This window comes from Duganella fentianensis (assembly GCF_009857835.1).
Lineage (GTDB): Bacteria > Pseudomonadota > Gammaproteobacteria > Burkholderiales > Burkholderiaceae_D > Rugamonas > Rugamonas fentianensis.
On record NZ_WWCL01000001.1, the window covers coordinates 953,487 to 975,825 of the forward strand.

Sequence of the window (22,339 nt, forward strand, 5' to 3'; positions counted from 1 at the left end):
GTGGATCACTCCGCCATTATGTCATTTTCGCCTGTCCCTGCGGCATCGCATGCAGGGAAAAGCGGGGCAATTCAGCCAGTGTTTGCTGTTTCCCTAGTGTAACAGGCGGAGCCCCGGTCCGCCCTGTTTTACCTTACCTCAGGCAAAGGTATCGACTGCGCCGGCCGGCAGACGGCGTGGCGGCGCGCTGCGCGGCGCTTCGCTACGCTCGTTATCGCGGCTCAGGCCGCTACCGCCAGTGCCGCTGCCGGAACGGCCGGAGCCGCCGGAACCGCTCTGGGCGGCGCTGGCCTGCTGGCTGAAAGCGTTGCCTTGATCTGACATACCGGCCGAAACGCTGGCATTACCGAGCTGGATACCGGCTTCGCTCATCATTTCCTTCAGCTTGGGCAGGGCCGATTCCAGCGCCTGCCGCACTTCCGGCTGGGCCGAAGTGAAGGCGGCCGTGGCCTGATCCTTGTTCACGCTCAGCACGACCTGCAGCGGGCCCAGATCCGGCGGATTGAGTTCCATGGTGGCGCTCTGTTCGCCGCCGGCGGCCATGAAGATGATTTTCTGGCCCAGTTGCTGGTCCCAGGCTGGCGTGCCGACGCGGCTGCTCAGCTTGTCCGTAGGCACGGCGCTGGCTGCTGCCGCCTTGGCCGCTGCCATGGCGTTCTGGGCGTTGCTGACTGCGCTAATAGCCGGTGCTGCTTCTTTCAGCTGGGGCGTGGCTTCGCTGTTGCTGCTGCGCGTGGTAACGGCGGCGGCCAGCGGATCGGCGCTGGTGGCGGCCTTGTCGGCGGCAGGCTGGGCGCTCACACTGGCCGGTTCGGCCTTGACGCCAGCGCTGGCACTGTTGCTGGCCATGCCGGTGTCGGCCTGCACGGCGACGTGCGGCTGTTCGCTGATCGTGCTGTCGGCCGCTGCTGTGGCCGGCTGGGCCGGCGTGGCGACGGCGGCTGCCAGTTCTTTCGGCAGGGCAGTGGTGGTGCTGGCCGGCGTTGCCGTGCTGCTGTCCGGCGTGGCATCGATGCTGGCTGCGCTGCTGCCGCTCTGCGCCTGTTTGAGCGCGGTTTTGAAGCTGGCGGGCAGGTCGGCGATGTCGCTGGCACTTTCCTGTGGCAGGGTGGCCGCATCCAGTACGGGAGCCTCCGGCGCGGCACTGGCGGCGCTGCTGGCCACTTCCGCTACCACGGCGCTGGCGGCCGGATCGGCGGCCAGTACGTCGGGCGCGCTCTGGGCGCTGTCGGCCACCGCGGCAGTGGCTGCACTGGCGCTGGCGGCCGGATCGGCGGCTACCGTGCTGCTGGCGGGCTGGTTGAAGGCCGCGACCAGTGCCAGCATCTGTGCCATCGGATCGGTCTGGGCGGCGTCCTGCGCGTCGCTGGCGGCACTGGCCGTGCTGTCGCCGCTGTCCTTGCCATCTTTGCTGCTCTGGGCATCGGCGGTCTTGCCGGCATTGCTGGCCGGTGCGGCCGCCGTGCCGCTGCTTTCGTGGCTGCTGGCGCTGGTGGCTTCTTTTTCGCTGGCAGCGCTGGCATTGCTGTTCTGGCTAGTGCCGGCCGTGCTGCCCGTCTGGCTGGCCTTGCTGCCTTCGCTGCGGCTGGTGGCCGGGCGTTCGGCGGCCTTGGGCGCGACGCTGATTACCGGGCTGCTGTTCTGGCGCTGGTCCATTTCGCGCGATAGCGCGCGCTGGAAGGCATTATCTCCGCCGCTGGCCTGCAGATTCAGATTGACTCTGGGCGCGGCCGCCACGTTGGGATTCAGCGTAGGAGTAAGTAGATTCTGGGTTTGCATGTTCGCGCCATCTCGGTTGGTTGCGGGGTGCTTGCGGTTTCCTCGGGCTAGCGTTTGTAATACGCCTGCCTTGCTGCATGTTCATCCATGAGCTTCTGGTCGCGCTTGTTTTCCAGCTTGAGCGCCGCGGCATCGGCCCGGTCGTTCAGGGTGGAGTAGGACATGCGCTTGCGCTCGCTGGCCTGCCAGGCCGACTTTTCCTGTTCGGCGCGGTACTCGGCGTGCCTGATCATCTCCAGCTGTCCATTCACAGCCGTGTCGAGCTTGTCCATAAACGCCTGAAAATTCCGATAGGCCATGGGCGTGATGCCGGCTGCCTGCGCTGCGTGAAAACGCTGTACGTATTCTTCACGGTAGCCCTGCAGCATCTGGTGCTTCTGTTTGGCATCCTCGACCGCCTTCAGCGCCACTCCGAGGCGTTTTGCCGCCTCGTCAGTTTCGCGCTGGGCCAGTCCCATCAGTGTCTCTAATTGCGCTTTTGAAGCCATGATGCATCAATTATAGGAGGGCACCGGGCCCGCCCATCAGTCGAATAGAGAGGTAAGTTGCCCTAAGCTCTCGCCCATGGTCACCCGTTCGGTGATCTGCTGCTGGAGGAAATGCTCGATGCGTTCGTGCAGCACGATGGCCTGGTCGAGCACGGGATCACTGCCGGCGGCATAGGCGCCCACGCTGATCAGGTCGCGGCTACGTTCATAGCGGGAAAATAGCTGCTTGAGGCGGCGTGCCTGATTCTGGTGCTCGGCGCTGGTAATGCCGTGCATGGCACGGCTGATCGATTGTTCGATGTCGATGGCCGGATAGTGGCCGGCTTCGGCCAGCCGGCGGTTGAGCACGATGTGGCCGTCCAGAATTGCCCGCGCCGAGTCGGCAATCGGGTCCTGCTGGTCGTCGCCCTCGGTCAGCACGGTGTAGAAGGCCGTGATCGAGCCGCCGCCCTGTTCGCCATTGCCGGCCCGCTCGACCAGTATCGGCAGCTTGGCAAAGACGGACGGCGGATAGCCTTTGGTGGCGGGCGGTTCGCCGATAGCCAGGGCAATTTCACGCTGCGCCATGGCGTAGCGGGTCAGCGAATCCATAATCAGCAGCACGTTCATGCCCTGATCGCGGAAATGTTCGGCTATCGCCGTGGAATAGGCCGCGCCCTGCAAACGCATCAGCGGCGGGGTGTCGGCCGGTGCGGCCACTACCACCGAGCGGGCCAGCCCTTCCTCGCCCAGAATCTGTTCGATGAATTCCTTGACCTCGCGGCCCCGTTCGCCGATCAGACCCACCACGATGATGTCGGCTTCCGTATAGCGTGCCATCATGCCCAGTAGCACGGATTTACCCACGCCGGAACCGGCGAACAGGCCCATACGCTGGCCCCGGCCCACCGTCAGCATGGCGTTGATCGAGCGTACGCCCACATCCAGCGTATCGGTAATCGGCGCGCGGCCCAGCGGGTTGGCCGGGCGGGTGTTGATGGGGGCGCTGGCGCTGGCGTTGAGCGGGCCCAGCCCGTCGAGCGGGCGGCCGGCGCCATCGAGCACGCGGCCCAGCAGTTCCGGTCCCACCGGCAGGTGACGCGCGCGGTCGCTGGGGCGGCGGCGCGGATGGGGCACGCTGCCGGGGCGGGGGATGGCCGGTTCGACGGGGAATACGCGGGTGCCCGGCACCACGCCTTCCACATCGCTCTGCGGCATCAGGAACAGGCGCTCGCCTTCGAAACCCACCACTTCCGCTTCGATATGGCCGCCGGCCGGCAGCGGCACGGTGCAGGCGGCACCGACGGCGAGGCGCAGCCCGACAGCTTCCATCACGAGGCCCGCGACCCGCGTGACGCGGCCGGAAACATGCATGGGCTCGACGAAATCGGCCAGCGTGGCGCAGTCATGCAGATAGGCTTGCCAGCGCGCTGCATGCGGGCTGGCCGCGCCGCTGGCGGCGGGGGCGGGCAGGCTGGTATCCATGTCAGTCCAGCCAGCTGATATCTTTGCCCAGCGCGTGGCTCAGGCGTTGCCAGCGTGCGGCAGCAGTGGCGTCGATCTGGTTGCTGGCCGTATCGACCTTGCAGCCGCCACGGCCCACCTGTTCGTCTTCGACGATGCGCCAGCCATTCTGCTGCAGTTCTTCGCCTATGCCGGCGCGGACCACGGCCGCATCGTCGGGGTGCAGCATCAGTTCGGCCGGCTGCTGCAGCGAAGGCAGGTAGTCGACCGCTTCGCGCACCACGGGCAGCAGCAGTTCCGGTTTCACGGGCAGGGCCGTCTTGAGCATGTTCTTGGCCAGATGCAGGGCCAGTTCCAGCACATCGTTGGCGATCAGCTGGTCGGCCTGCTGCACGGCCGTGCCGAAGTTTTCGGCCAGCTTGTGCAGTTCGGCCAGCACGGCATCGGTGCGCTGCTGGCCTGCTTCCATGGCCTCGGCATGACCGTCGGCATGGCCGGCCGTATGGCCTTCTTCATAGCCTTCCTGGCGGGCCTGTTCGCGGATAGCTTCCAGTTCTTCCACCGTGGGATAGCTCGGTGGCGGCGGGATGGGCGGGCCCATGTCTTCCTGCTCGCGCGCCTGCCGTTCCAGTTCTTCCTGCTCGTGCTGCTCGGCTGCCAGCTGCGCCGCTTCGGCATCGCGCAGGCGCTGCTCGGCCTCGCGTTTGGCCACGGCGCTGGGGCGCTCGTCGCCGAACGAGGTCATTTGCCAGCGCTGGAAGGCTGGCTGGGGTGTTTTTACCGTACTGTTCATCAGATGAAGGAATCGTCGCCTTTACCACCGAGCACAATCTGGCCTTCGTCGGCCAGACGGCGCACGATCTGCAATATGCCTTTTTGCTGGGCTTCCACTTCGGACAGCCGCACCGGACCTTTGGATTCCAGATCTTCGCGCATCATTTCGGCCGCACGGGCCGACATATTCTTGAAGATCTTCTCGCGCAGCTCGGGCGAAGCGCCTTTCAGCGCAATCACCAGCATGTCGGACTGGACTTCGCGCAGCAGCAGCTGGATGCCGCGGTCGTCGATATCGATCACGTTGTCGAACACGAACATCTCGTCCATGATCTTCTGCGCCATATCGTTGTCGTAGTTCTTGATGTTGTCCATCACAGAACCTTCCTGCTCGCCGCTCATGAAGTTAAGAATCTCGGCCGCCGTACGCACGCCGCCCAGCGAGGATTTCTTGATGTTTTCATTACCTGACAGCAGCTTGGTCAGCACGTCGTTGAGTTCGCGCAGCGCAGCCGGCTGCACGCCGTCCAGCGTGGCAATCCGCAGCACCACGTCGTTGCGCAGACGGTCGGTGAAGTGGCCGAGAATTTCGCAAGCCTGATCGCGCTCGAGGTGGACCAGAATGGTGGCGATGATCTGCGGGTGTTCGTTGCGGATCAGCTCGGCCACGGATTGCGAATCCATCCACTTCAGCGATTCGATACCGGAGGCGTCCTTCCCGCCCAGAATACGCGACAGCAGCACGGACGCCTTGTCGTCGCCCAGTGCCTTGGTCAGCACCTGACGGATGTATTCGTCGGAGTCCAGACCCACGGTGGAGGCGGCCGCCACCATGTCGCGGAAGTTGTCCAGCGTGCCCACCACGTCTTCGTGCGGCACGTTTTTCATGGTGGCCATGGCGGCACCGAGCTTGAGTACTTCGCGCGGGCCGAGGAATTTCATCACTTCGGCCGCTTCCGTTTCGCCCATGCACAGCATCAGAATCGCTGCCTTCTGCAGTCCGGTATTCTCAGTCATTTGCGCCTATCCATTCCTTGATGATGTTAGCCACAATCCGTGGGTCCTCGGTCGCCAGTTTCTTCGCCATGGCCAGATTTTCGCGGTAGCTGCGTACCGTGTTTTCTTCCATGAGGCGCAGCTCTTCTTCGGCGATGAGCGCTTCGTTCGGACCTTCGTCCACCACTTCTTCCTCTTCCGGTTCCGGCTCTTCCGGCTCCGGCTCGACGGCATTGAACTCGTCGATTTTCTTGAATACGGGCCGCATCATCGGCTTCACAATCCGCAGCACGATGTACAGCAGGATCATGGCGGTGATGAGGAATTTGGCGAAGTCCTTGGCCAGCGGCAGGTTGGCCGGATCGCGCCACCATTCGGGCGGCTGCTCGTACGGGCGATCCACCCCTTCGAACGGTGCATTGGCCACGCTGACGGCGTCGCCACGGTCCTGGTTGTAGCCCATGGCCTGCTTGACCAGATCGTTGATCTTGCCCATTTCCTCAGGCGTATAGGCTTTGACCGTGACCTTGCCATCCTTGCCGACGATGCGCTTGTGGTTGACCACCACGGCCACGGTCAGGCGGCGCAGACCGCCCATGCCGCGCTGTTCATAACGCACGGTCTTGTCGACTTCGTAGTTGGTGGTCGATTCCTTGTGGGTGGGCCCCGTGCTGCCCGTAGTGCCGGTGGCGGCGCCCGGTGGCGTGCCCGGTGCCGGCGCCGTGGTGCCGGTGGCGGCGGTCTGGTTGAGCGGTGCCGTGGCCGTGCCCGGCGGCTGGTTGGACAGGGCGCCCGGAATGCCGTTCGGATTATTGCTGCCGGCGCTGCCGCTGGTTTCGCTGCTCTGCTGGCTGCGGATGGCGGAAGCGGCCGGTGGCGAGTTCGGTTTATAGGTTTCGGCGGCCTGTTCGATCTGGGCAAAGTCCACATCGGCCGTCGCTTCGGCCCGCACATTGCCTTCGCCGACGATAGGAATGATGATGGATTCGACCTGACGGATCACCTGCTGCTGCATGTCCTTGACATACTTGAGCTGGGTCTCGTTCATGTTCTTGGCGTTCTGATTGGCGTTGCCGTTTTTGTTCAGCTCGGAAATCAGATTGCCGGCCTGATCGACCACCGTGACGTTGGCCGGAATCAGTTCCGGCACGCTGGAGGCAACCAGGTGGACGATGGCGGCCGTCTGCTCGACGTTGATCATGCTGTTGGGGCGCAGCGTCAGCAGCACGGAAGCGGTGGGCTTCTGCTGGTCGCGCACGAACACGGACGGTTTCGGCAGGGCCAGATGGACGCGCGCGTTTTCCACCGCTGCCAGCGACTGGATGGAACGGGCCAGCTCGCCTTCGAGGGCACGCTGGTAATTGACTTGCTCGAGGAATTGCGACACGCCCAGCTTCTGGTTTTCCATCAGTTCGAAGCCGACGCTGCCGCCTTTGGGCAAGCCCTGCGCGGCCAGCTTCAGGCGCACATCATGCACCTGATCGGTGGGCACGAGGATGGCCGTGCCATTGTCGGAAAACTTGTGCTTGATGTTCAGCTTGTCCAGCTCGGCTGTGATGGCGCCGCCGTCGCGGTCGGTGTAGTTGGAAAACAGCACGCCATACTCGGGCGGCTTATTCCACAGATACAGCCCGAACAGCACGGCAATCACGGCCGCCGCGGCTGCTGCGCGGGCGAAATTGCGTCCCAGCGGAGTCTGGAAGAACGATAACTGCTCGGCGACTTCTTCGTCGCCCGTCTCGCTAGGGTTCTCGTTAGCTATGGTTTCGGCTACGGCCATGATGATGGTTTTCCGGTACGGGGTTGGTGTGAGGATGAACGATTATTGCCTGAGTTGTGACATTTCAATCCGGCAAATAGAGCCTCGTTTAGGCCTCTGCTCGCAACTGCTGCTGGACCTGTGCCCTGCTATTCTGCTAGCACTGAAAGAGCCGTGACGTATTGTAACGCTGCGGCCCGCCATGACGTGGAATTTGTTCCATGACAGCAACAAGACGGAGTGAGCAATGAAAACCGGTGGCATCGACAGTACCCAGATCCAGAACATGATTGCACAGCTGAAGGCGCATGCTGCCCGCCCGGGCCTGACGCCGCCTGTCATCAAGACGGAACCGGCCGCTGCAGCGCCGCGCGTACAGTTTGCCGATGCGCTCAAGTCGGCGCTGGACGGGGTCAATGCCAGTCAGGTCAAGGCGGAAGACATGAGCCAGAAGTTTGCGCTCGGCGATGATAGTGTCAGCCTGTCGGACATGATGATCGCCACCCAGAAAGCCAGTATCAACTTCCAGGCCACGATTCAGGTGCGCAACAAGCTGGTGTCGGCCTATCACGACATCATGAATATGCAGGTGTAAGCCAGTACGGGCCCGCAGCGGGCCTGATTGATCTAGTTCAGCCCGGCAATACGGGCATTACGCTCGCGTTCCAGACGGGTAATGTAGCGCTGCACGGCCGCCAGATTGCCCCGCGAAATATTCATGAACTCGCAACCGAGCCGGCGGTTGCTCTTGTTGTTGAGCAGCGTCAGATCCAGCGAGTTACGCACTTGCAGATCGGTAGTGACAGGGCCGATTTCCGGCAGTTCCAGCTTGCAGTCGCGGTATTCGCGGCCTATGGCTTCACCCAGCACCATGCGGTTATCGAGGATGGCGATGCCGCCGCAGCTGATATCGGCCAGCGGGAAGCTGGTCGGGCCGCCCAGTTCTTCCGGCAGCTTGAGCAGGATGCGCACGGGATTGCTGACCGGGGTGGCGATGCGGTAGTATTCGCGCCGCTGCAGACGGATCAGCGTGGGCGGCACGGCGATGCGGTAGGCCGGGCTGCCGCCATAGGTGCTGGCCGTGGCGCTATCGGCCGCAAACAGGATGCGTACCTTGTCGAGCGAGGTTTCGAACGACAGCCGGTGGGCCGACAGGATGCGTTTGTTCTGGGCCGTATCGATGGAGGTATCGAGGATGACGGTGTTGCTGGCTTCATCGACATCGAGGATGGAGGTGACGCAAACGTCGTTCTCCCCCTGGATCAGCATGCGGATCAGCTGTTTTTTGCTAGCGATGCCGCGCAACAGGGAAACAATTTCCTTGCGCGATTCGACTTCGAAATCGTGCCAGTTTTCTAAAGCCGTATCCTGAAAATGTGGGTACATCAGTTCCGAGTGTCAGTGAGTGAAGCGAGCGGGTCGGGCGGCGCCGGTAGCGGCAGGCCAGACTTTTGCGCTGATTCAATATGATATAGCCACGCTAGTAGTTCCGCAATCGTCCTATAGAGGGTGGGCGGAATTTGTTGGTCCAAGTCAATATCCATGAGCAAAGACACCAGATCGCGCGACTCGTGCACGAACACGCCGGCCTCGAGCGCGATGTCGATAATCTGCTCGGCGATCAGGCCGCGCCCCTTGGCCACCACCTTGGGGGCGGCATCGTTGGCGCCATAAGCCAGCGCGACGGCGCGCGGCACGGGGCGGGGGCTGTGTTCATCCGTCATGGTCGTCCCCATCCTGGATCTGGCAGGACGTCAGGGGGATGCCGGCTGCGGCCATGGCCTGTTCCAGCACGCCCGCCTGGGCGCGCAGGGTGGCGCCGCTGGCAGCATCGTCGGTCTGCAGCTGCAGATGGACTTGCTGGCCGACCAGGGTGATGGTGGCCGACAGTTCGCCCAGCGCGGCAAAGCGCAGGCGCAGGCTGCTGCGCCAGATGGGCGTGGCCTCGGCCTCGGCACCGTTGCGGCCGCGCGGCTCGCGCTCGGTCTGGCGCTGGATTTCCCACTGCATGGGCTGGCCCGGCCAGGCTTCGCCCTGCCACTGCACGCGGCCCTGTTCGTGCGTCAGCAATTGCTGGTTGATTTGCTGGGCGGCAGTGCGGTCCGGTATGCCGGCCGCGTCGTTGCCGTGATCGGCGGCGCGCTGGGCCTGCTGCATCTGCGGTTCGCGCTGTAGCTGTTCCAGCGTGCGCTCGCCGCGGCTCCATGCCGCCACGTGGGATTCATAGAACAGGCCGCTGTCTTCGATGGTGCTTTGCAGCGTCTGCGCCAGCCGGGCCGGTTCCGGCGCACCCTGACTGAACAAAGCGGTTTTTCCCAGCAGGGGCAGGGCGCTGGCCGCTGCTGGCTGGCTCAGCACGGAACCCAGTATCTTTGCCGCATTGCTCAGTTCCGGCTGGCTGGTGCCGGCATCGAGTCCGGGCAGCTCGGCCAGCGGCGTCAGTGGTGCCTTGCCCAGCAGGCTGGCGGCGGCGCTGTGGCCCCGCGTTGCCTGGCTGCCGCCAGCAGCACCGGCAGCAGCAGCGGTAGCGGCGCCGGAGGCCGGACGGGGCAGGCCGGGCGCGATCTCGTCGTCGCTGCCGGCGGGCAGCGCAGACGGTGGAGTCGTCGGGCGGCTGGAGGCTGGCCCGCTGGCTGCCATGACGCTGGCGGCCAGTGCAGGAAAGGCGGCTGCGGCGCTGGCCAGCTGGGCTGCGGCACCGGCCAGTGCTGCAGGATTGCCGGCGGCATTGCTGGCCGGAGTATTTGCTGCAGCCGCAGCGGCGGCCGAGGCGGCAGAGCTTGCAGGCGCAGCAGAGGCCGCCGCCGTGGCAGCGCTGTTCTGGCCGCCCGCTGCGCTGCTGGTGGCCGGGTGACTGCCGGCCGCCAGAGCGCTGGCCGTGCTGGCGCTGGCGGATGCGCCGCCAGCACTGGCGGGTGTGTACAGGTCGCCGGTGCCGGCCGGTGCATGGGCATCGCCATACAGCACGACGCTGCTGCTGGGCTGGTTGAGTTCGAAGGTCGCGCGCGGTTCGGCGCTGAGAACGGTGAGGGGCAGGCGGCTGCCCACGCTGGCGTCGGCCGGCAGCTGCATGCGCACGGCATGCTCGGCCACATTGACCATGAAGCTGCCGTCATTGAAACGCGAGAGCACTTCACCCGTGACGGACTGGCCGACCAGGCTTTGCAGCGCGCGCTGGAAAGCGGCCTGACGGCCATCGCCGATGGCGACGGCCGGGCTGGCTACCGCCACTGCGCCGACGGGCGGGATGGTCAGCGAGTTGGGCAGCATGGTGGGCTAAGCCCTCAGACGCTACCGTAAGCGTTGAGCACGCGCCGTTCCGTGCCGGTGGCGTTGATCAGTTTCGACAGCTGCGCCATCCACGGCATGGTCAGATCGCGGATCTGGCGGTCGGCGTTGAGCATCTGGCGTATCAGTTCGATCTTGCGTTCGCGCTGGGGGCCGCGCATGGGCGTGCCCGTATCCTGTTCGCGCAGGGTCTGGACGTGGGCCGCACACGCCTGCTCCAGCAGCACGAGCTGGTCCCAGTCGCTGCGTTGTGCCGCCAGCACCATCTGTTCGGTCAGGTCGGCCATGGTGGCATACACAGCTAAGACTTCTTGGTGGTTCATCATGTATCAGGCGCTCGCGAGAGAAGGGGTAGGGGCAGGCTGGCCGGTGACCGCTGGCGTATCGGCAATCGCATTCCAGGCGTCGCGCAATTCCGTCAGCAGGCGCTGGACTTCCTCGAGGATGCTGGGGTCGTTATTCAGGTTGGCCGTCAGCAAGCGGGCACTCATGTACTCATACAGCGCATCCAGACCTTCGGCAATTTCTCCGCCGGCTTTCTTGTCGAGCGCGGCGCGCAGGCCGCTATCGATAATCATGATGGCTTTGGAGATCGACTTGCCTTTTTCGCCGATATTGCCGTCGCGCATGCTTAGCAGCGCAGTGCCCAGCGCCACCAGCGCACCGTCGAACAGCATGACGATGAGCTTGTGGGGACTGGCGGCTACTACGCCGGTTTCCATACCTACTTTGGCATAGGCATGCACGCCAGTTTGTCGGGATCCGAACATACTCACTCTCCTGTTAAAGCGTTCGCGCCTAGCCTTTGCTGAGGGCGGCGAACTGTTGCGTCAGGAATGACGCGGTTTTATTCATACTGGCAATCGACGTATCGAGTGCCGTATATTGCTTACGATAACGCGCTTCGATGTCCGTCAATCGCGAATTAAAAGCGTCTTTTTGCTTGGTAATGTCTTTTACGGAATTATTCAAACCCGTGGTACGGCTGGTAATTGCCCCTTTGGCACCCAGATAGCTGGCCGCCAGCGCATTGAGCTGGTAGGCATAGCCTTGCGAGAAACCGAAGCTGCCCCGGTTGCCCAGCGCATCGCCGGTCACCGTCAGTTTCAGTCCTTCCACCGGTGCGCCGGCGGCGCCGGTCAGGTTCTGGCCGTCGCCGGTCGCCATATAGCCGCCGATAGTGCCGGCCACATCCAGACCATCGACCGAGCTGCCGCTGCCGAACACGGCGCTGGCATCCGTGCCGCTGGCCGTGATCAGATGGATATTCGATTTCGCGCCATAGCGCGTCGATTGCAGCTTGAGCTTGCCGTCGTCGCCCACCGTGGCCGTGACGGTGGCACCGGCATTCGCGAACGCGGAGACGCCATTGATCGACGATTGCAGCAGGGTGGCCAGCTGGCTGGGGTTGTAGGTACCGGCTGGCAGGCTGATGGTAGCCGTATTGGCCAGCGTAGGCGGCGTGGTGTCATTCAGCGTGACGGTCCAGGTGGTATCGGCATCGATGGTGGTTTCTGCCGGCAAGGCCACGTTCCCCTGCAGCGTGCCTTGCGTTGCCAGCTGGGTAATGTTGAGCGCATAGTCGCCCGCCTTGGTATTGCTGCCCGAGCTGACGAACTTGATATCGGGATCGGTGCCGCGCCCCACGGCAGCGAACAGACCGGCGATATCGTTGAAATTGGTGTTGATGGCCTTCTGCAGTTTGGCATTGTCTAGCGACAGTGTGCCATCCTTCTGGAAGGAAATACCGATCTGTGACAGATTGGTCAGGCTGGTGCCGCGCAAGCCCGTGATCGAGGCCGACAGCTGGCGCCGCACGCCTGATTGCAAGCTGCGCAGCGTGGTGTCGCCCAGCAGCGGGCCACCGGACTTGGTATCGGCGTTGTAGGCGCCGAGCGAAGTGATCTGGCTGTTCAGTTCGTTAAACGCTTTGACGAAGCCGTTCACATTGGTGGTCAGCGCGCTGCTATCCTTGGCCACTGTCAGGGTCGAGTTGCCGACTGCCAGCGCACTGATGTTGACGCCCGCGATGGCACCCGAGATGCTGGTGCTGGAACTGGTCACGGCGATGCCATTGACAGTGGCGCGGGTATCGGCCGCCGCCGCTTTCTGGCTCAGGTTCTGCACGCCGGCCGGATCGTAGCCCAGCAGGGACACCAGATCGGGGTCGGGCGGGTTGCCGCCCGAGCCAGCCAGCGTGATTTTCATGGTCGAACTGACACCGGTAGCGCTGGAAGTCAGAATCAGGTGATTCGGGGTGGCGCCGGTGCCCGTCGAGCCATCCGAAACTATGCTGGCGGTAACACCGAAATTGCCCTTGTTGATGGCATCGAGGATGCCTTGCAGCGTGTTATTGGTACTATCGATAACGATGTTGCCGCTGGTACGGGTCGCGTCGGCGGCGAAGCTGGCGCCGAGGTAGGCACCGCCGGTGCCGGCCGTGAAACCGGCACCGGCCGGATTGGTGCCGCCCACGGAAATCGGACTGCCATCGTTGGAGACCAGCGAAATACTGCCCACGGCCGTGCTGCTGGAGCCCACATTGGCCGTGCCGCTATTGCCGATGCCGCCAGTGACGCTGCCAGTGACGACTTCCGTGACGGCGATATTGCTGCCATCGGCATTCGAGAATCGCAGCGTGCCATCGGCGGCCGTGCCGCTCACGGTGATGTTGGCGTCGGCCAGTGCCCGTGTCACGGCGCTGCTGGTCAGTGCGGTATCGAGCGCCGCGGCCGTCAGACCGGCGCCGCCGGCCACGCCGCTAGCCTGGGCGGCAATTTCCACTCCGCCCACGGTGAGTGCGTAAGTGCCGCCACCGCTGGTATCCACGTCGCCATAGGTGCTGGCACCGGAGGCGCCGAACAGGTTGGCGCTGGTCACGGTAGCACTAGGCTTGGCGGACACGCCGGTGGTGGTGCTCTTGGCATTGATGGCGTCGGCCAGCAGACGGGCGCTGCGGGTGCTGCCATCGGTGGCGATCACGGTGTTGTTGAGCGTGAGCGAGCCCGGCGTCAGGCCGCCCGTGCTCAGGCTGGCACCGAGTGCGCTGCCGCTGATGCCGAAGGTGCCGCCGCTGACGGTGCCGAGGGCGAAGTTAATCGTGGTCTTGTTGCCCACGCCGATAGCGGCCGTGGTGCTCTTGTAGCCGCCCGAGGCGAGCGTCTGGGCCTGCGCGATCTGGCTGATGTTGACGCGGTAGTTGCCGGGCTGGGCGGTACTATTGGCGGTAGCGCTCATCACCGTCGAATCACTGGGGGTGCTGATGAGCGACTGGAAACTGGAAACCGAGGTCAGGCTGGCGAGCGAGCCCTGAAAACTGCCGAGCGCGCTGGACAGGTTGCCGAAGGCGGAAACCTGGGCCAGATAACTGGCCGACTTCTTGTCGAAATCCGCCAGCGGGGCAGACTCCACCGCCATCAGCTTACTGACGATGGTGTTGACGTCGATGCCTGAGCCGATGCCGGGTGATGAGATGCCCACGTTGCGCTCCTAAGTAAAGCAATAATATAAGACAATATCGGCCGAATCAAACCTGACTTGAGAGGGGAGAATACCCGCCAGTTCGGCAAAAGCTGAAAAAACAGGCAGCAGGGATGTGGCAAAACGACGGCCCGGCGTCACTCAGACGCCGCCGTGAGGGGCGGGCACGCGACTTACGGCGGCGTGGCGGTAGACAAGGCGACAACTGCGCGCAGTGCGCAGTTGCGTCAGGCGGTTTGCTGGATCAGCAGACCGGTGCTGGCTTTCGACTCCAGCGATTTGGCAATTTCCAGTGCTTCAGGCGAAGGAATCTGGCGCAGCACTTCACCGGTGCCGGAATCGACCACTTTGACCACCGTGCGTTTGGTGTCATTGTCGACGGAGAATTCCAGACCCTGCGATTTGGCTTGCGACGATTTATTCAGCTGCGACACGGCATTTTTCACCTGATCCAGCGTCGGCACATTGGCCGAAGCGGTCACTGCGGCGGCCGTTTCCACGGCAGTGGCAGGTGCCCGGGCTGCGCCTTGCGGTGCGGCCGTATCGCTGGCGGCAGGACGGTCGACCGTGCGGGCCGTCGTGCTGGTGCCAATAGTATCGATAGTCATGATGCTTCCTTTGTGAAAAATCCCCGACTGATGACATCAGCCGGGGAACCTAGTCAGAGTGACAATGTTACGTCAGCTCGTCCCCGGATTTTAGCCACGCAGCAGCGACAGTACACCGTTAGGCAGCGAGTTCGCCTGGGCCAGGATCGCGGTACCAGCTTGTTGCAGGATCTGACCGCGGGTGAGGCTGGCAGTTTCTGCAGCGAAGTCGGTATCTTGAATCCGGCTACGCGATGCCGACAGATTCTCGGTCGCGATGTTCAGGTTCGAGATGGTCGAAGCAAAGCGGTTCTGAATCGCACCCAGTGCAGCGCGGTTCGAGTTAATCTGGTTCAGTGCAGCGTCCAGAGTTTTCAGTGCTTTGTTCGAGCCGTCCACGGTGCTGACGTCGATTTTGGCGACCGATTGCAGATCCGAACCGGTGGAAGCTGCAACGATGTCGGTGGTGGTCGAGCTGATGGTGAAGCCGCTTTCCGACGAGAAGTCCAGGTGGCCACCAACCGTGCTCGAGCTGCCCGCGCCGTTGATGGTCTGTGGCGTACCTTCCACAGCGGCTACCGAACCGTTGGCTGGCTGGTCAGGACCACGCAGTGCAGCAGCGGCGAGCGAGTCGTCCGAAGCAGCATTGGTGTTGGTGATCTGGATGTCAGCGCCCGACGAGTTGGTCAGTTTGATCTCTTTGTTGTGGGTGGTGCCGTTGGTCTGGATCGTTGCGCTGATGCCGGTGGTGCCGACTTGCGCATTGATGGCCTGGGCTACTGCCGACAGATCGCCGCCTTTGATTTTGGCCGAGATGGTCACTGCGGTCGAGTTAGCATCTGCTTCGATCGAGTTGTCGCCACGCAGGGTGAATTGCAGCGAACCATCAGCGAAACCGGTCGCGGCTGGGCCGGACAGGGTAGCGGTGGTCGAAGCCGTTGCGGTGACACCGGAAGTGCCGCTCAGTGCATTGACGGCAGCCGCGATTTTTTTCGAGCTGTCGCCCACTTTCACGTCCACGCTGGTGCTCTGACCGGTACCGGAAGTCACGGTCAGGGTCTGGGCCTGAACACCGTTAGCGGTGGTGGCAGTGGCAGCATTGGCGCTACCGGCGGTGTTACCGTACAGAGCAGCCAGAGCATTGTTACCAATGTCGGTTGCTTTGGCCGATTGCACGCCCACGTTAATGGTTTGGTTGGCGTTAGCACCGACCTGGAATTGCGAGGAGGTCAGCGAGCCGTCCAGTACGTTCTGGCCGTTGAACTGGGTGGTGTTGGCTACACGGTTCAGTTCGTTCGACAGGGCAGCAACCTCACCCTGGATCGATTTACGGTCGGAATCGGAGTTGGTGCCGTTGGCCGATTGAACAGCCAGTTCGCGAATACGTTGCAGCAGATCGCCGGCGGTGCTCAAGCCACCCTCGGCCGTTTGCGCCAGCGAGATACCGTCGTTGGCGTTGCGTGCAGCCGTCGTATTACCGCGAATTTGCGAAGTGAAACGCTCGGAAATGGCCAGACCTGCAGCGTCGTCTTTGGCGCTGTTAATACGCAGACCCGAGGACAGGCGTTGCAGCGAGGTCGACAGGGATGCTTGCGAGGTGGTCAGGTTACGTTGCGAGTTCAGCGATGCAATGTTGGTATTGATGACTTGTGCCATGATGTTTCTCCAGACTTAATACTTCGATTGGGCTATTTGCTCATTCCCATTGGTCTGCCTCGTTATTCTGAGACAATCAAACCGCTGTTGTGATGACTAACGGTTGCCGTGTGGGAAAAATTTAGGGTAAAAAAGCCGCAAAATTTTGTATTAAACGCCTCAAGTTCCTAGCTGATGGGCGTCTAAACGACGCCAAAACGGGAAACTTTAGGGTGAAAAAATTTATTTTTCGCCCATGTTTTTAGGCAAAAAAAAGCCCGGCATAAGCCGGGCCCCCTAAGAAAACGCTGATTTAATTATTTATTCGGCAACGACGACGCGGTTTTTCCCCGTCTGTTTGGCCGTGTACATGGCTTTGTCGGCCCGCTTGACCAGTTCCGTCTGGTCTTCATTGGGGCGGCGCAGGGCGACCCCGGCCGAGAAGGTGATCAGCACTTTCTCGTTATCGTGCAGGAAGAAGTGCTTGGTCAGCTCGCGCTGCAGCCGGGTCATGGTGCTGGTCGCCGCTTCCACCGTGGTTTCCGGCATCAGGATGAGGAATTCCTCGCCACCGAAGCGGGCAATCACATCCATCGAGCGCAGCGTATCCTTGACGATCTTCACCAGATGCTTGAGCGCGCCATCGCCGGCGATGTGGCCATAGGTGTCGTTGAGCTTCTTGAAGTCGTCCAGATCGAGGATGGCGATGCACAGCGGCGTGCCGCGGCGGTCCGAGCGCGCCGTTTCACGTTCGAACACATCGTCGAGACCACGGCGGTTCAGGCTGCCCGTGAGCTGGTCTTCACGCACCAGCTCGCTTAAATGCTGCAATTTGGCTTCCAGCTGGTGGATGCGCTGTTCCGCGTCCTGCACTTCCTGCCGTGCCAGCACCATCTTGTCGCGTGCCTTCAGGGCTTCGCTCTGCACCAGCCGGGTTTCGCGCAGCACTTCGTCGAGGATGGTGTTGAGCTCGGCGATGTTGTCGGCCTTGCTGATCTTTTCCGAATAGCCGCCGATTTTCTCGTGGAAATCGCCGGTGGACGCCGCCACCTGGCCGAGCCGGTCGATAAAGGTCATCATCATATTCTTGACGGTGAGCTTGACGTCCGACAGGCTGTGCTTGAGCTGGCCCTGTTTATAGATGACTTCTTTCAGGCTGCGTGTCGCTTCTTCCAGCGCGCGCACATCGAGCGGGCCGGCGATCAGATTCTGCACGGCTTCGATCTGGCCGCGCAGCCAGCTATCGTCGTCCAGCAGCTCGCCGACGTTTTCCAGCAGCAGGCGGAACAGGCGCAGCAGCAGTTCCTGCTGTTCCGCGCTATCGCCGCCGCGCAGTTCGATCTGGTAGCACAGCTGTTTCAGCCGCACGGCAATATCGGCCAGCGCCTCTTCGCTGTGGGCCAGCTTGGTAGCCGCCCCCAGCGATTCCGCTTCCGCCACCAGCACGGGGGCGCCGCTGAGCAGCGAGGCCACAGCATAAGTCAGCGTGCGGCTGAGCAGATCACGCAGCGTACGGCTCTGGTCGTCGTCCGGCCCCAGACCGGCCACTTCGATGCCGCCCCGTTTGGGCTGCAAGTGTTTTTCTGCCAGCTGGCTCAGGGCGCGGCCATAGCCATCCCAGTCGCGCGTTTTGAGCGCACGCTGGCAGCGCCGGCCGAAATCGGCCAGTTCGCCATGCGGCTGTTCACCGAGACGGTTGGCAAACTGGCTGAGCACGGATTCCGGGCCGGGGTCTACCGCGCCCAGCGGGGTGGCAGGGGCGACGGCCTGAGTGCCGGCAATTTCATGGTAGATGTCGCGGTAGGCTTCCGGCGTGGGCGCCACGCGCCGCAGGGCCAGTCGGCGGAAAGCTTCACGCGCGATCTCGGCTGGATTCTGCTCGGGAGTATTCGGTTTGCTGGACATGTGAAGCGCGACCTCTTAAAGATAGACTCGTTCTTAGCATCTTAAGTGTGCGCTGAGCTCGCCATTCCCGCGAGTAGAGGGCAGAAAACCTGTTTCATTTTGGCATTAATAAACGGCAAGTATAAACGGCAAGTCCTCCGCGCACTGGCTCGCCGCTACATGGTCTTATTCTACCAAGTGGTTGCGGATCGCGTAGTGCGTCAGTTCCGCGCTGTTTTTGAGCTGCATCTTGACCAGCAGACGGGCGCGGTATTCGCTCACCGTCTTGACCGAGAGCGACAGTTCGCGCGCGATATGGCTGACGGTTTTGCCGGAGGCTATCATGGTCAGGGTCTGGTACTCGCGGTCGGACAGGCTTTCATGGGGTGGCGCCAGATGGTCTGCCCCCACGTGGTTGGCCAGCTGCTGGGCCAGCGTGGCGCTGACATATTTGAGGCCGCCCGCCACCTGACGGATGGCCTCGAGCAGCTCGGCTGGCGCACACTGCTTGCCCAGATAGCCGGCCGCACCGGCCTTGAGGGCACGCAGCGCATACTGCTCTTCGCGCTGCTGGGAGAAAATCAGCACAGCCAGTTCGGGGTGGTCTTTGCGTATCTGTTTGAGTACTTCGATGCCGCTACGGTCGGGCAGGGCGATTTCCAGCAGCAGCACCTGGCAGCGCGCCTTGCGCAGCAGACGGATGGCATCGAGGCCGTTATCGGCTTCGCCACCGAATTGCAGGTCCAGGGTGCCGGCCAGCACATGTTTCACGCCTTCGCGCACGATGGCGTGTTCGTCGGCGATAAAGATTTTGATGCGGTTCTTTTCAGACATGAGGCTAGGTCTTCCCGAGTTGCTACGCCAGAGTTACGGCGCCTGTCGCCTGCATGATACGTGAAACCATGTTCACTGCGGGGAAAATCGGGCTGGTCCGCAACAGTGCGCGCTCTGCACGGATAGTCTGTAAATGGCTACAATAAGCTTATGAATAAAGCCTTTGTGAAAGAATCCGATGGCGATGACGATGACGAAGCCGCCGCGCTGGCGCTGGCCATCCCGCCCGGTTCAAAAAATTACATTACGCCTGCGGGCTATCAGCGCATCAAGGACGAGCTGCTGCAACTGATCGATGTGGAGCGGCCGGAAGTGGTGCGCATCGTCCACTGGGCCGCCTCGAATGGCGACCGCTCGGAAAACGGCGACTACATCTACGGCAAACGGCGTTTGCGCGAGATCGACCGGCGCATCCGCTTCTTGACCAAGCGCATGGATCTGGCGGCCGTGGTCGACCCCAGCGTGCACCATGGTTCGGACCAGATCTATTTCGGCGCGACCGTCACCTATTGCGACCAGCACGGGCAGGAACGCACCATTACCATCGTCGGCATCGATGAACTTGATCCGCTCAACGGCAAGATCAGCTGGGTGGCGCCGGTAGCGCGGGCGCTGACCAAGGCGCGTGAAGGTGATGTGATCACCTTCCATGCGCCGCATGGGGTGGATGAGCTGGAAGTGCTGGCAGTCAGTTATCCGGCGCCGGCCGCCGATTAGGCTGGCCGGCTAGCGCAGCGGATGAGCGCCACGAGCGCAGCCAAGGCGCGCTGGCCGCGCCACCTGCCTTAGTTGGTCTTAGCTGCGTTCGCGCAGCACGCGGTTGACGCCGGCCACGCGGCGCACATTGCGCAGCAGGGCGGCCAGATGCACGCGGTCCTTCACCTGTATGGTGAAGCGCAGCTGGTGCAGCACGTGTTCCTTGTCCTCGTCCATGCCCACATAGGTGATGTTGGCATCGGATTCGCCGATCTCGGCCGCCACGCGGGCCAGTATGCCCTTCTCGTTATTGATCAGCAGCTTGATGCGGCTGTCGAAGCGGCGGTTTAGTTCCGTGCCCCACTTGACGGCGATCCAGCGTTCCGGCTCCTTGGCCTTCTGGCGCTTGGCCAGCACGCAATCGAAGGTGTGCACCAGCAGGCCCTGATCACGGCGCAGCTGGCCGATGATGGAGTCGCCCGGTATCGGCATGCAGCACTGCGCCAGCTGGACCGACACACCTTCGCTGCCGCAGATGGTGACAGGATCGAGTTCGGCCGCGTTGTTATGGTCGACCGGACCGCTGGCCGATTCGCCGCCGCGCAGGCCGAGGATGTGGCGCGCCACCAGTGCCGCCATGCGTTTGCCGATGCCGATATCGGCATACAGCTGGTCCAGCGATTTGGCGCTCGATTCGTTCAGCAGGCGTTCTACCAGCCCGTCTTCGAGTTCCTGATTCAGGCCCAGCGAGGACAGCGCATGCTCGAGCAGCTGGCGCCCCAGCGTGATCGATTCCGGCAGATTGATGGTGCGCAGATGGTGGCGGATGGCCGAACGGGCTTTGCCCGTGCGCACGAACGACAGCCAGCTAGGGCTTGGGCGCGAATTCGGATCGGTGACGATTTCGACGATGTCGCCGTTGCGCAGTTCGGTGCGCAGCGAAGCCGCTTCGTTGTTGATGGTGACGGACACCGTATGGTCGCCGATGCCGGTGTGGATGGAGTAGGCGAAGTCGATGGCGGTAGCGCCGCGCGGCAGCGCAATGATCTTCGACTTGGGCGTAAACACATACACGGAATCGGGGAACAGGTCGACCTTGACGTGTTCGAGGAACTCGGCCGAATCGCCGGTCTGCTGCTGGATATCGAGCAGCGACTGCAGCCAGGCGTGGGTGCGCTGCTGCAGGTCGGACAGATTGGCGTCGCCATTCTTGTACAGCCAGTGCGCCGCCACGCCCGATTCGGCCGTGCGGTGCATTTCCTGGGTACGGATCTGGAACTCCACGGGCGTGCCGTAAGGGCCGATCAGCGTGGTATGCAGCGACTGGTAGCCATTCAGCTTGCGGATCGCGATGTAGTCCTTGAACTTGCCCGGCATGGGCTTGTACAGCGAGTGCAGCGTGCCCAGTGCCACATAGCAGTTGGGGAAGCTGTCGACCACCACGCGGAAGCCGTACACGTCCAGCACCTGCGAGAACGACAGGTGCTTGCTGCGCATCTTCTTGTAGATGCCGTACAGGGTTTTTTCGCGGCCGTACACTTCGGCCGGAATATTCGCCAGCGCCAGCGTGTTGGTGACGGAATCGAGAATTTTCTTGACCACCTCGCGGCGGTTGCCGCGCGCTGCCTTGACGGCTTTCGCCAGCGTGCGGTAGCGCATCGGGTGCAGGTGCGAGAACGACAGGTCCTGCAGCTCGCGGTAGATATTGTTCAGGCCAAGGCGGTGCGCAATCGGCACATACACGTCCATGGTTTCGGACGAGATGCGCGCCTTCTTGGCCGGCGCCATCACTTCCATGGTGCGCATATTGTGCAGCCGGTCGGCCAGCTTGATCAGAATGACGCGCACATCCGAGGCCATGGCCAGCAGCATCTTGCGGAAGTTCTCCGCCTGCGCTTCGATCTGGCTCTGGAATTCGATCTTCTCCAGCTTGGACAGGCCATCCACCAGATTCGCCACCGGTGCGCCGAAGCGTTCGATCAGCTCTTCCTTCTTGACGTCCTGATCTTCCATCACATCGTGCAGCAGGGCCGCCATGATGGCCTGCGCATCGAGCTTCCAGTCGGTGCAGATTTCTGCCACCGCGATGGGGTGGGAGATATACGGCTCGCCCGATTTGCGCAGCTGGCCCAGATGCATCTCGTCCGAGAAGCGGTAGGCTTCCTTGACCTTTTTCAGGTCGGCCGGCGACATGTATTCGGCCAGGCGTTCAGTCAGATGGGAAATCGACGCGACGCCCGCAGTCACGGTGGGCGCAGCCAGAGGCGACGTAGCAATCACAGGGGCAGCAGCAGAGGTAGAGGGTGCAGCGGAGGAAGTACTGGATGCAGCCGATGCTGCAAGAGCGGGAGTGTCACTGCCGTTGCCATTGTTCGGGCTAGCCGTTGCCGCGACCGGCGCGCTGGCCGGTTCGTCGGGTGGCGTGCTCTGGCCAGAGCTGGCCAGAGACTGCGCGGCAGTGAGCTGATTCATACAGAAACCAGCTTGATTACATTGGTACCTTTTTCAACATTTCCAGACCGACTTTGCCGGCAGCGATTTCGCGCAGGGCGACCACGGTAGGCTTGTCCTTGGCTTCTACTTTAGGCGTATGGCCTTGCAGCAGCTGGCGTGCGCGGTAGGTCGCGGCCAGAGTCAGCTGGAAGCGGTTAGGTACGTTTTTCAGACAATCTTCAATAGTAATACGGGCCATCATA

The 22,339-nt window shown here is 62.6% G+C and carries 20 protein-coding genes; 2 read left to right on the plus strand and 18 right to left on the minus strand.

Going from position 1 to position 22,339, the window contains the following annotated elements; translation table 11 throughout:
- Nucleotides 1-138: 138 nt before the first annotated feature.
- From GTP23_RS04080 to fliF, 6 genes are read right to left on the minus strand one after another with little or no spacing between them, the layout of a single operon-like run.
- Nucleotides 139-1,779, minus strand: coding sequence for a flagellar hook-length control protein FliK (locus tag GTP23_RS04080; RefSeq protein WP_161033970.1), 1,641 nt, complete (start codon nucleotides 1,777-1,779; stop codon nucleotides 139-141).
- A 47-nt stretch (nucleotides 1,780-1,826) separates the two neighbouring features.
- On the minus strand, nucleotides 1,827-2,267 hold the full coding sequence (fliJ, locus tag GTP23_RS04085) for a flagellar export protein FliJ (RefSeq protein ID WP_161033971.1): 441 nt from the start codon (nucleotides 2,265-2,267) through the stop codon (nucleotides 1,827-1,829).
- 36 nt (nucleotides 2,268-2,303) lie between these two features.
- The gene (fliI, locus tag GTP23_RS04090; protein WP_161033972.1) at nucleotides 2,304-3,731 is read right to left on the minus strand and encodes a flagellar protein export ATPase FliI; all 1,428 of its coding nucleotides are present in this window, start codon (nucleotides 3,729-3,731) and stop codon (nucleotides 2,304-2,306) included.
- A gap of 1 nt (nucleotide 3,732) precedes the next feature.
- Complete coding sequence (locus tag GTP23_RS04095; protein ID WP_229255907.1) at nucleotides 3,733-4,503, minus strand: flagellar assembly protein FliH; 771 nt, start codon at nucleotides 4,501-4,503, stop codon at nucleotides 3,733-3,735.
- Nucleotides 4,503-5,501: a flagellar motor switch protein FliG gene (gene fliG, locus GTP23_RS04100; RefSeq protein WP_161033973.1), complete on the minus strand. Its 999-nt coding sequence runs from the start codon at nucleotides 5,499-5,501 to the stop codon at nucleotides 4,503-4,505. Before fliG ends, GTP23_RS04095 begins: the two co-directional genes overlap by 1 nt.
- Complete coding sequence (fliF, locus tag GTP23_RS04105; protein ID WP_161033974.1) at nucleotides 5,494-7,260, minus strand: flagellar basal-body MS-ring/collar protein FliF; 1,767 nt, start codon at nucleotides 7,258-7,260, stop codon at nucleotides 5,494-5,496. Before fliF ends, fliG begins: the two co-directional genes overlap by 8 nt.
- Nucleotides 7,261-7,486: 226 nt before the next feature.
- Here fliF and fliE point away from each other — a divergent pair, with 226 nt between their 5' ends.
- Nucleotides 7,487-7,834: a flagellar hook-basal body complex protein FliE gene (fliE, locus tag GTP23_RS04110; RefSeq protein ID WP_161033975.1), complete on the plus strand. Its 348-nt coding sequence runs from the start codon at nucleotides 7,487-7,489 to the stop codon at nucleotides 7,832-7,834.
- 32 nt (nucleotides 7,835-7,866) lie between these two features.
- Here fliE and GTP23_RS04115 read toward each other — a convergent pair whose 3' ends face one another.
- The 10 genes from GTP23_RS04115 to GTP23_RS04160 form a co-directional block, all read right to left on the minus strand.
- Entirely contained in the window at nucleotides 7,867-8,625 is a 759-nt protein-coding gene (locus tag GTP23_RS04115) for a flagellar brake protein (RefSeq protein ID WP_161033976.1), read from the minus strand.
- Nucleotides 8,625-8,963, minus strand: a complete 339-nt coding sequence (locus GTP23_RS04120; protein WP_161033977.1) for an EscU/YscU/HrcU family type III secretion system export apparatus switch protein — start codon at nucleotides 8,961-8,963, stop codon at nucleotides 8,625-8,627. The genes GTP23_RS04115 and GTP23_RS04120 overlap by 1 nt, the downstream gene beginning before the upstream one ends.
- Nucleotides 8,953-10,509, minus strand: coding sequence for a flagellar hook-length control protein FliK (gene fliK / locus GTP23_RS04125; RefSeq protein WP_161033978.1), 1,557 nt, complete (start codon nucleotides 10,507-10,509; stop codon nucleotides 8,953-8,955). The genes GTP23_RS04120 and fliK overlap by 11 nt, the downstream gene beginning before the upstream one ends.
- Nucleotides 10,510-10,523: 14 nt before the next feature.
- Nucleotides 10,524-10,853, minus strand: a complete 330-nt coding sequence (locus GTP23_RS04130; RefSeq protein WP_161033979.1) for a flagellar protein FliT — start codon at nucleotides 10,851-10,853, stop codon at nucleotides 10,524-10,526.
- Between the two features lie 3 nt (nucleotides 10,854-10,856).
- Entirely contained in the window at nucleotides 10,857-11,297 is a 441-nt protein-coding gene (gene fliS, locus GTP23_RS04135) for a flagellar export chaperone FliS (RefSeq protein WP_161033980.1), read from the minus strand.
- Between the two features lie 28 nt (nucleotides 11,298-11,325).
- On the minus strand, nucleotides 11,326-14,007 hold the full coding sequence (fliD, locus tag GTP23_RS23065; protein WP_161033981.1) for a flagellar filament capping protein FliD: 2,682 nt from the start codon (nucleotides 14,005-14,007) through the stop codon (nucleotides 11,326-11,328).
- A 227-nt stretch (nucleotides 14,008-14,234) separates the two neighbouring features.
- A complete protein-coding gene (locus tag GTP23_RS04145) occupies nucleotides 14,235-14,615 on the minus strand; it encodes a flagellar protein FlaG (RefSeq protein ID WP_161033982.1) in 381 nt (126 codons plus the stop codon).
- 90 nt (nucleotides 14,616-14,705) lie between these two features.
- Entirely contained in the window at nucleotides 14,706-16,250 is a 1,545-nt protein-coding gene (locus GTP23_RS04150) for a flagellin N-terminal helical domain-containing protein (protein WP_161033983.1), read from the minus strand.
- A 300-nt stretch (nucleotides 16,251-16,550) separates the two neighbouring features.
- Complete coding sequence (locus tag GTP23_RS04155; protein ID WP_161033984.1) at nucleotides 16,551-18,134, minus strand: GGDEF domain-containing protein; 1,584 nt, start codon at nucleotides 18,132-18,134, stop codon at nucleotides 16,551-16,553.
- A gap of 165 nt (nucleotides 18,135-18,299) precedes the next feature.
- On the minus strand, nucleotides 18,300-18,947 hold the full coding sequence (locus GTP23_RS04160) for a response regulator (protein WP_161033985.1): 648 nt from the start codon (nucleotides 18,945-18,947) through the stop codon (nucleotides 18,300-18,302).
- Between the two features lie 150 nt (nucleotides 18,948-19,097).
- Here GTP23_RS04160 and greB point away from each other — a divergent pair, with 150 nt between their 5' ends.
- On the plus strand, nucleotides 19,098-19,664 hold the full coding sequence (gene greB / locus GTP23_RS04165; protein WP_161033986.1) for a transcription elongation factor GreB: 567 nt from the start codon (nucleotides 19,098-19,100) through the stop codon (nucleotides 19,662-19,664).
- Nucleotides 19,665-19,742: 78 nt separating this feature from the next.
- Here greB and GTP23_RS04170 read toward each other — a convergent pair whose 3' ends face one another.
- Both GTP23_RS04170 and rpoZ read right to left on the minus strand, forming a co-directional pair.
- The gene (locus tag GTP23_RS04170; RefSeq protein WP_202411910.1) at nucleotides 19,743-22,115 is read right to left on the minus strand and encodes a RelA/SpoT family protein; all 2,373 of its coding nucleotides are present in this window, start codon (nucleotides 22,113-22,115) and stop codon (nucleotides 19,743-19,745) included.
- A gap of 16 nt (nucleotides 22,116-22,131) precedes the next feature.
- Nucleotides 22,132-22,335 (minus strand): DNA-directed RNA polymerase subunit omega, encoded by a 204-nt coding sequence (gene rpoZ / locus GTP23_RS04175; protein WP_005665923.1) that lies wholly within the window; start codon nucleotides 22,333-22,335, stop codon nucleotides 22,132-22,134.
- Between the last annotated feature and the right edge of the window lie 4 nt (nucleotides 22,336-22,339).

Bases quoted from the DNA above. Each gene is read 5' to 3' on its own strand.
- GTP23_RS04080 (WP_161033970.1), bottom strand. From the start codon at position 1,779: ATGCAAACCCAGAATCTACTTACTCCTACGCTGAATCCCAACGTGGCG.
- fliJ (WP_161033971.1), bottom strand. From the start codon at position 2,267: ATGGCTTCAAAAGCGCAATTAGAGACACTGATGGGACTGGCCCAGCGC.
- fliI (WP_161033972.1), bottom strand. From the start codon at position 3,731: ATGGATACCAGCCTGCCCGCCCCCGCCGCCAGCGGCGCGGCCAGCCCG.
- GTP23_RS04095 (WP_229255907.1), bottom strand. From the start codon at position 4,503: ATGAACAGTACGGTAAAAACACCCCAGCCAGCCTTCCAGCGCTGGCAA.
- fliG (WP_161033973.1), bottom strand. From the start codon at position 5,501: ATGACTGAGAATACCGGACTGCAGAAGGCAGCGATTCTGATGCTGTGC.
- fliF (WP_161033974.1), bottom strand. From the start codon at position 7,260: ATGGCCGTAGCCGAAACCATAGCTAACGAGAACCCTAGCGAGACGGGC.
- fliE (WP_161033975.1), top strand. From the start codon at position 7,487: ATGAAAACCGGTGGCATCGACAGTACCCAGATCCAGAACATGATTGCA.
- GTP23_RS04115 (WP_161033976.1), bottom strand. From the start codon at position 8,625: ATGTACCCACATTTTCAGGATACGGCTTTAGAAAACTGGCACGATTTC.
- GTP23_RS04120 (WP_161033977.1), bottom strand. From the start codon at position 8,963: ATGACGGATGAACACAGCCCCCGCCCCGTGCCGCGCGCCGTCGCGCTG.
- fliK (WP_161033978.1), bottom strand. From the start codon at position 10,509: ATGCTGCCCAACTCGCTGACCATCCCGCCCGTCGGCGCAGTGGCGGTA.
- GTP23_RS04130 (WP_161033979.1), bottom strand. From the start codon at position 10,853: ATGATGAACCACCAAGAAGTCTTAGCTGTGTATGCCACCATGGCCGAC.
- fliS (WP_161033980.1), bottom strand. From the start codon at position 11,297: ATGTTCGGATCCCGACAAACTGGCGTGCATGCCTATGCCAAAGTAGGT.
- GTP23_RS04145 (WP_161033982.1), bottom strand. From the start codon at position 14,615: ATGACTATCGATACTATTGGCACCAGCACGACGGCCCGCACGGTCGAC.
- GTP23_RS04150 (WP_161033983.1), bottom strand. From the start codon at position 16,250: ATGGCACAAGTCATCAATACCAACATTGCATCGCTGAACTCGCAACGT.
- GTP23_RS04155 (WP_161033984.1), bottom strand. From the start codon at position 18,134: ATGTCCAGCAAACCGAATACTCCCGAGCAGAATCCAGCCGAGATCGCG.
- GTP23_RS04160 (WP_161033985.1), bottom strand. From the start codon at position 18,947: ATGTCTGAAAAGAACCGCATCAAAATCTTTATCGCCGACGAACACGCC.
- greB (WP_161033986.1), top strand. From the start codon at position 19,098: ATGAATAAAGCCTTTGTGAAAGAATCCGATGGCGATGACGATGACGAA.
- GTP23_RS04170 (WP_202411910.1), bottom strand. From the start codon at position 22,115: ATGAATCAGCTCACTGCCGCGCAGTCTCTGGCCAGCTCTGGCCAGAGC.
- rpoZ (WP_005665923.1), bottom strand. From the start codon at position 22,335: ATGGCCCGTATTACTATTGAAGATTGTCTGAAAAACGTACCTAACCGC.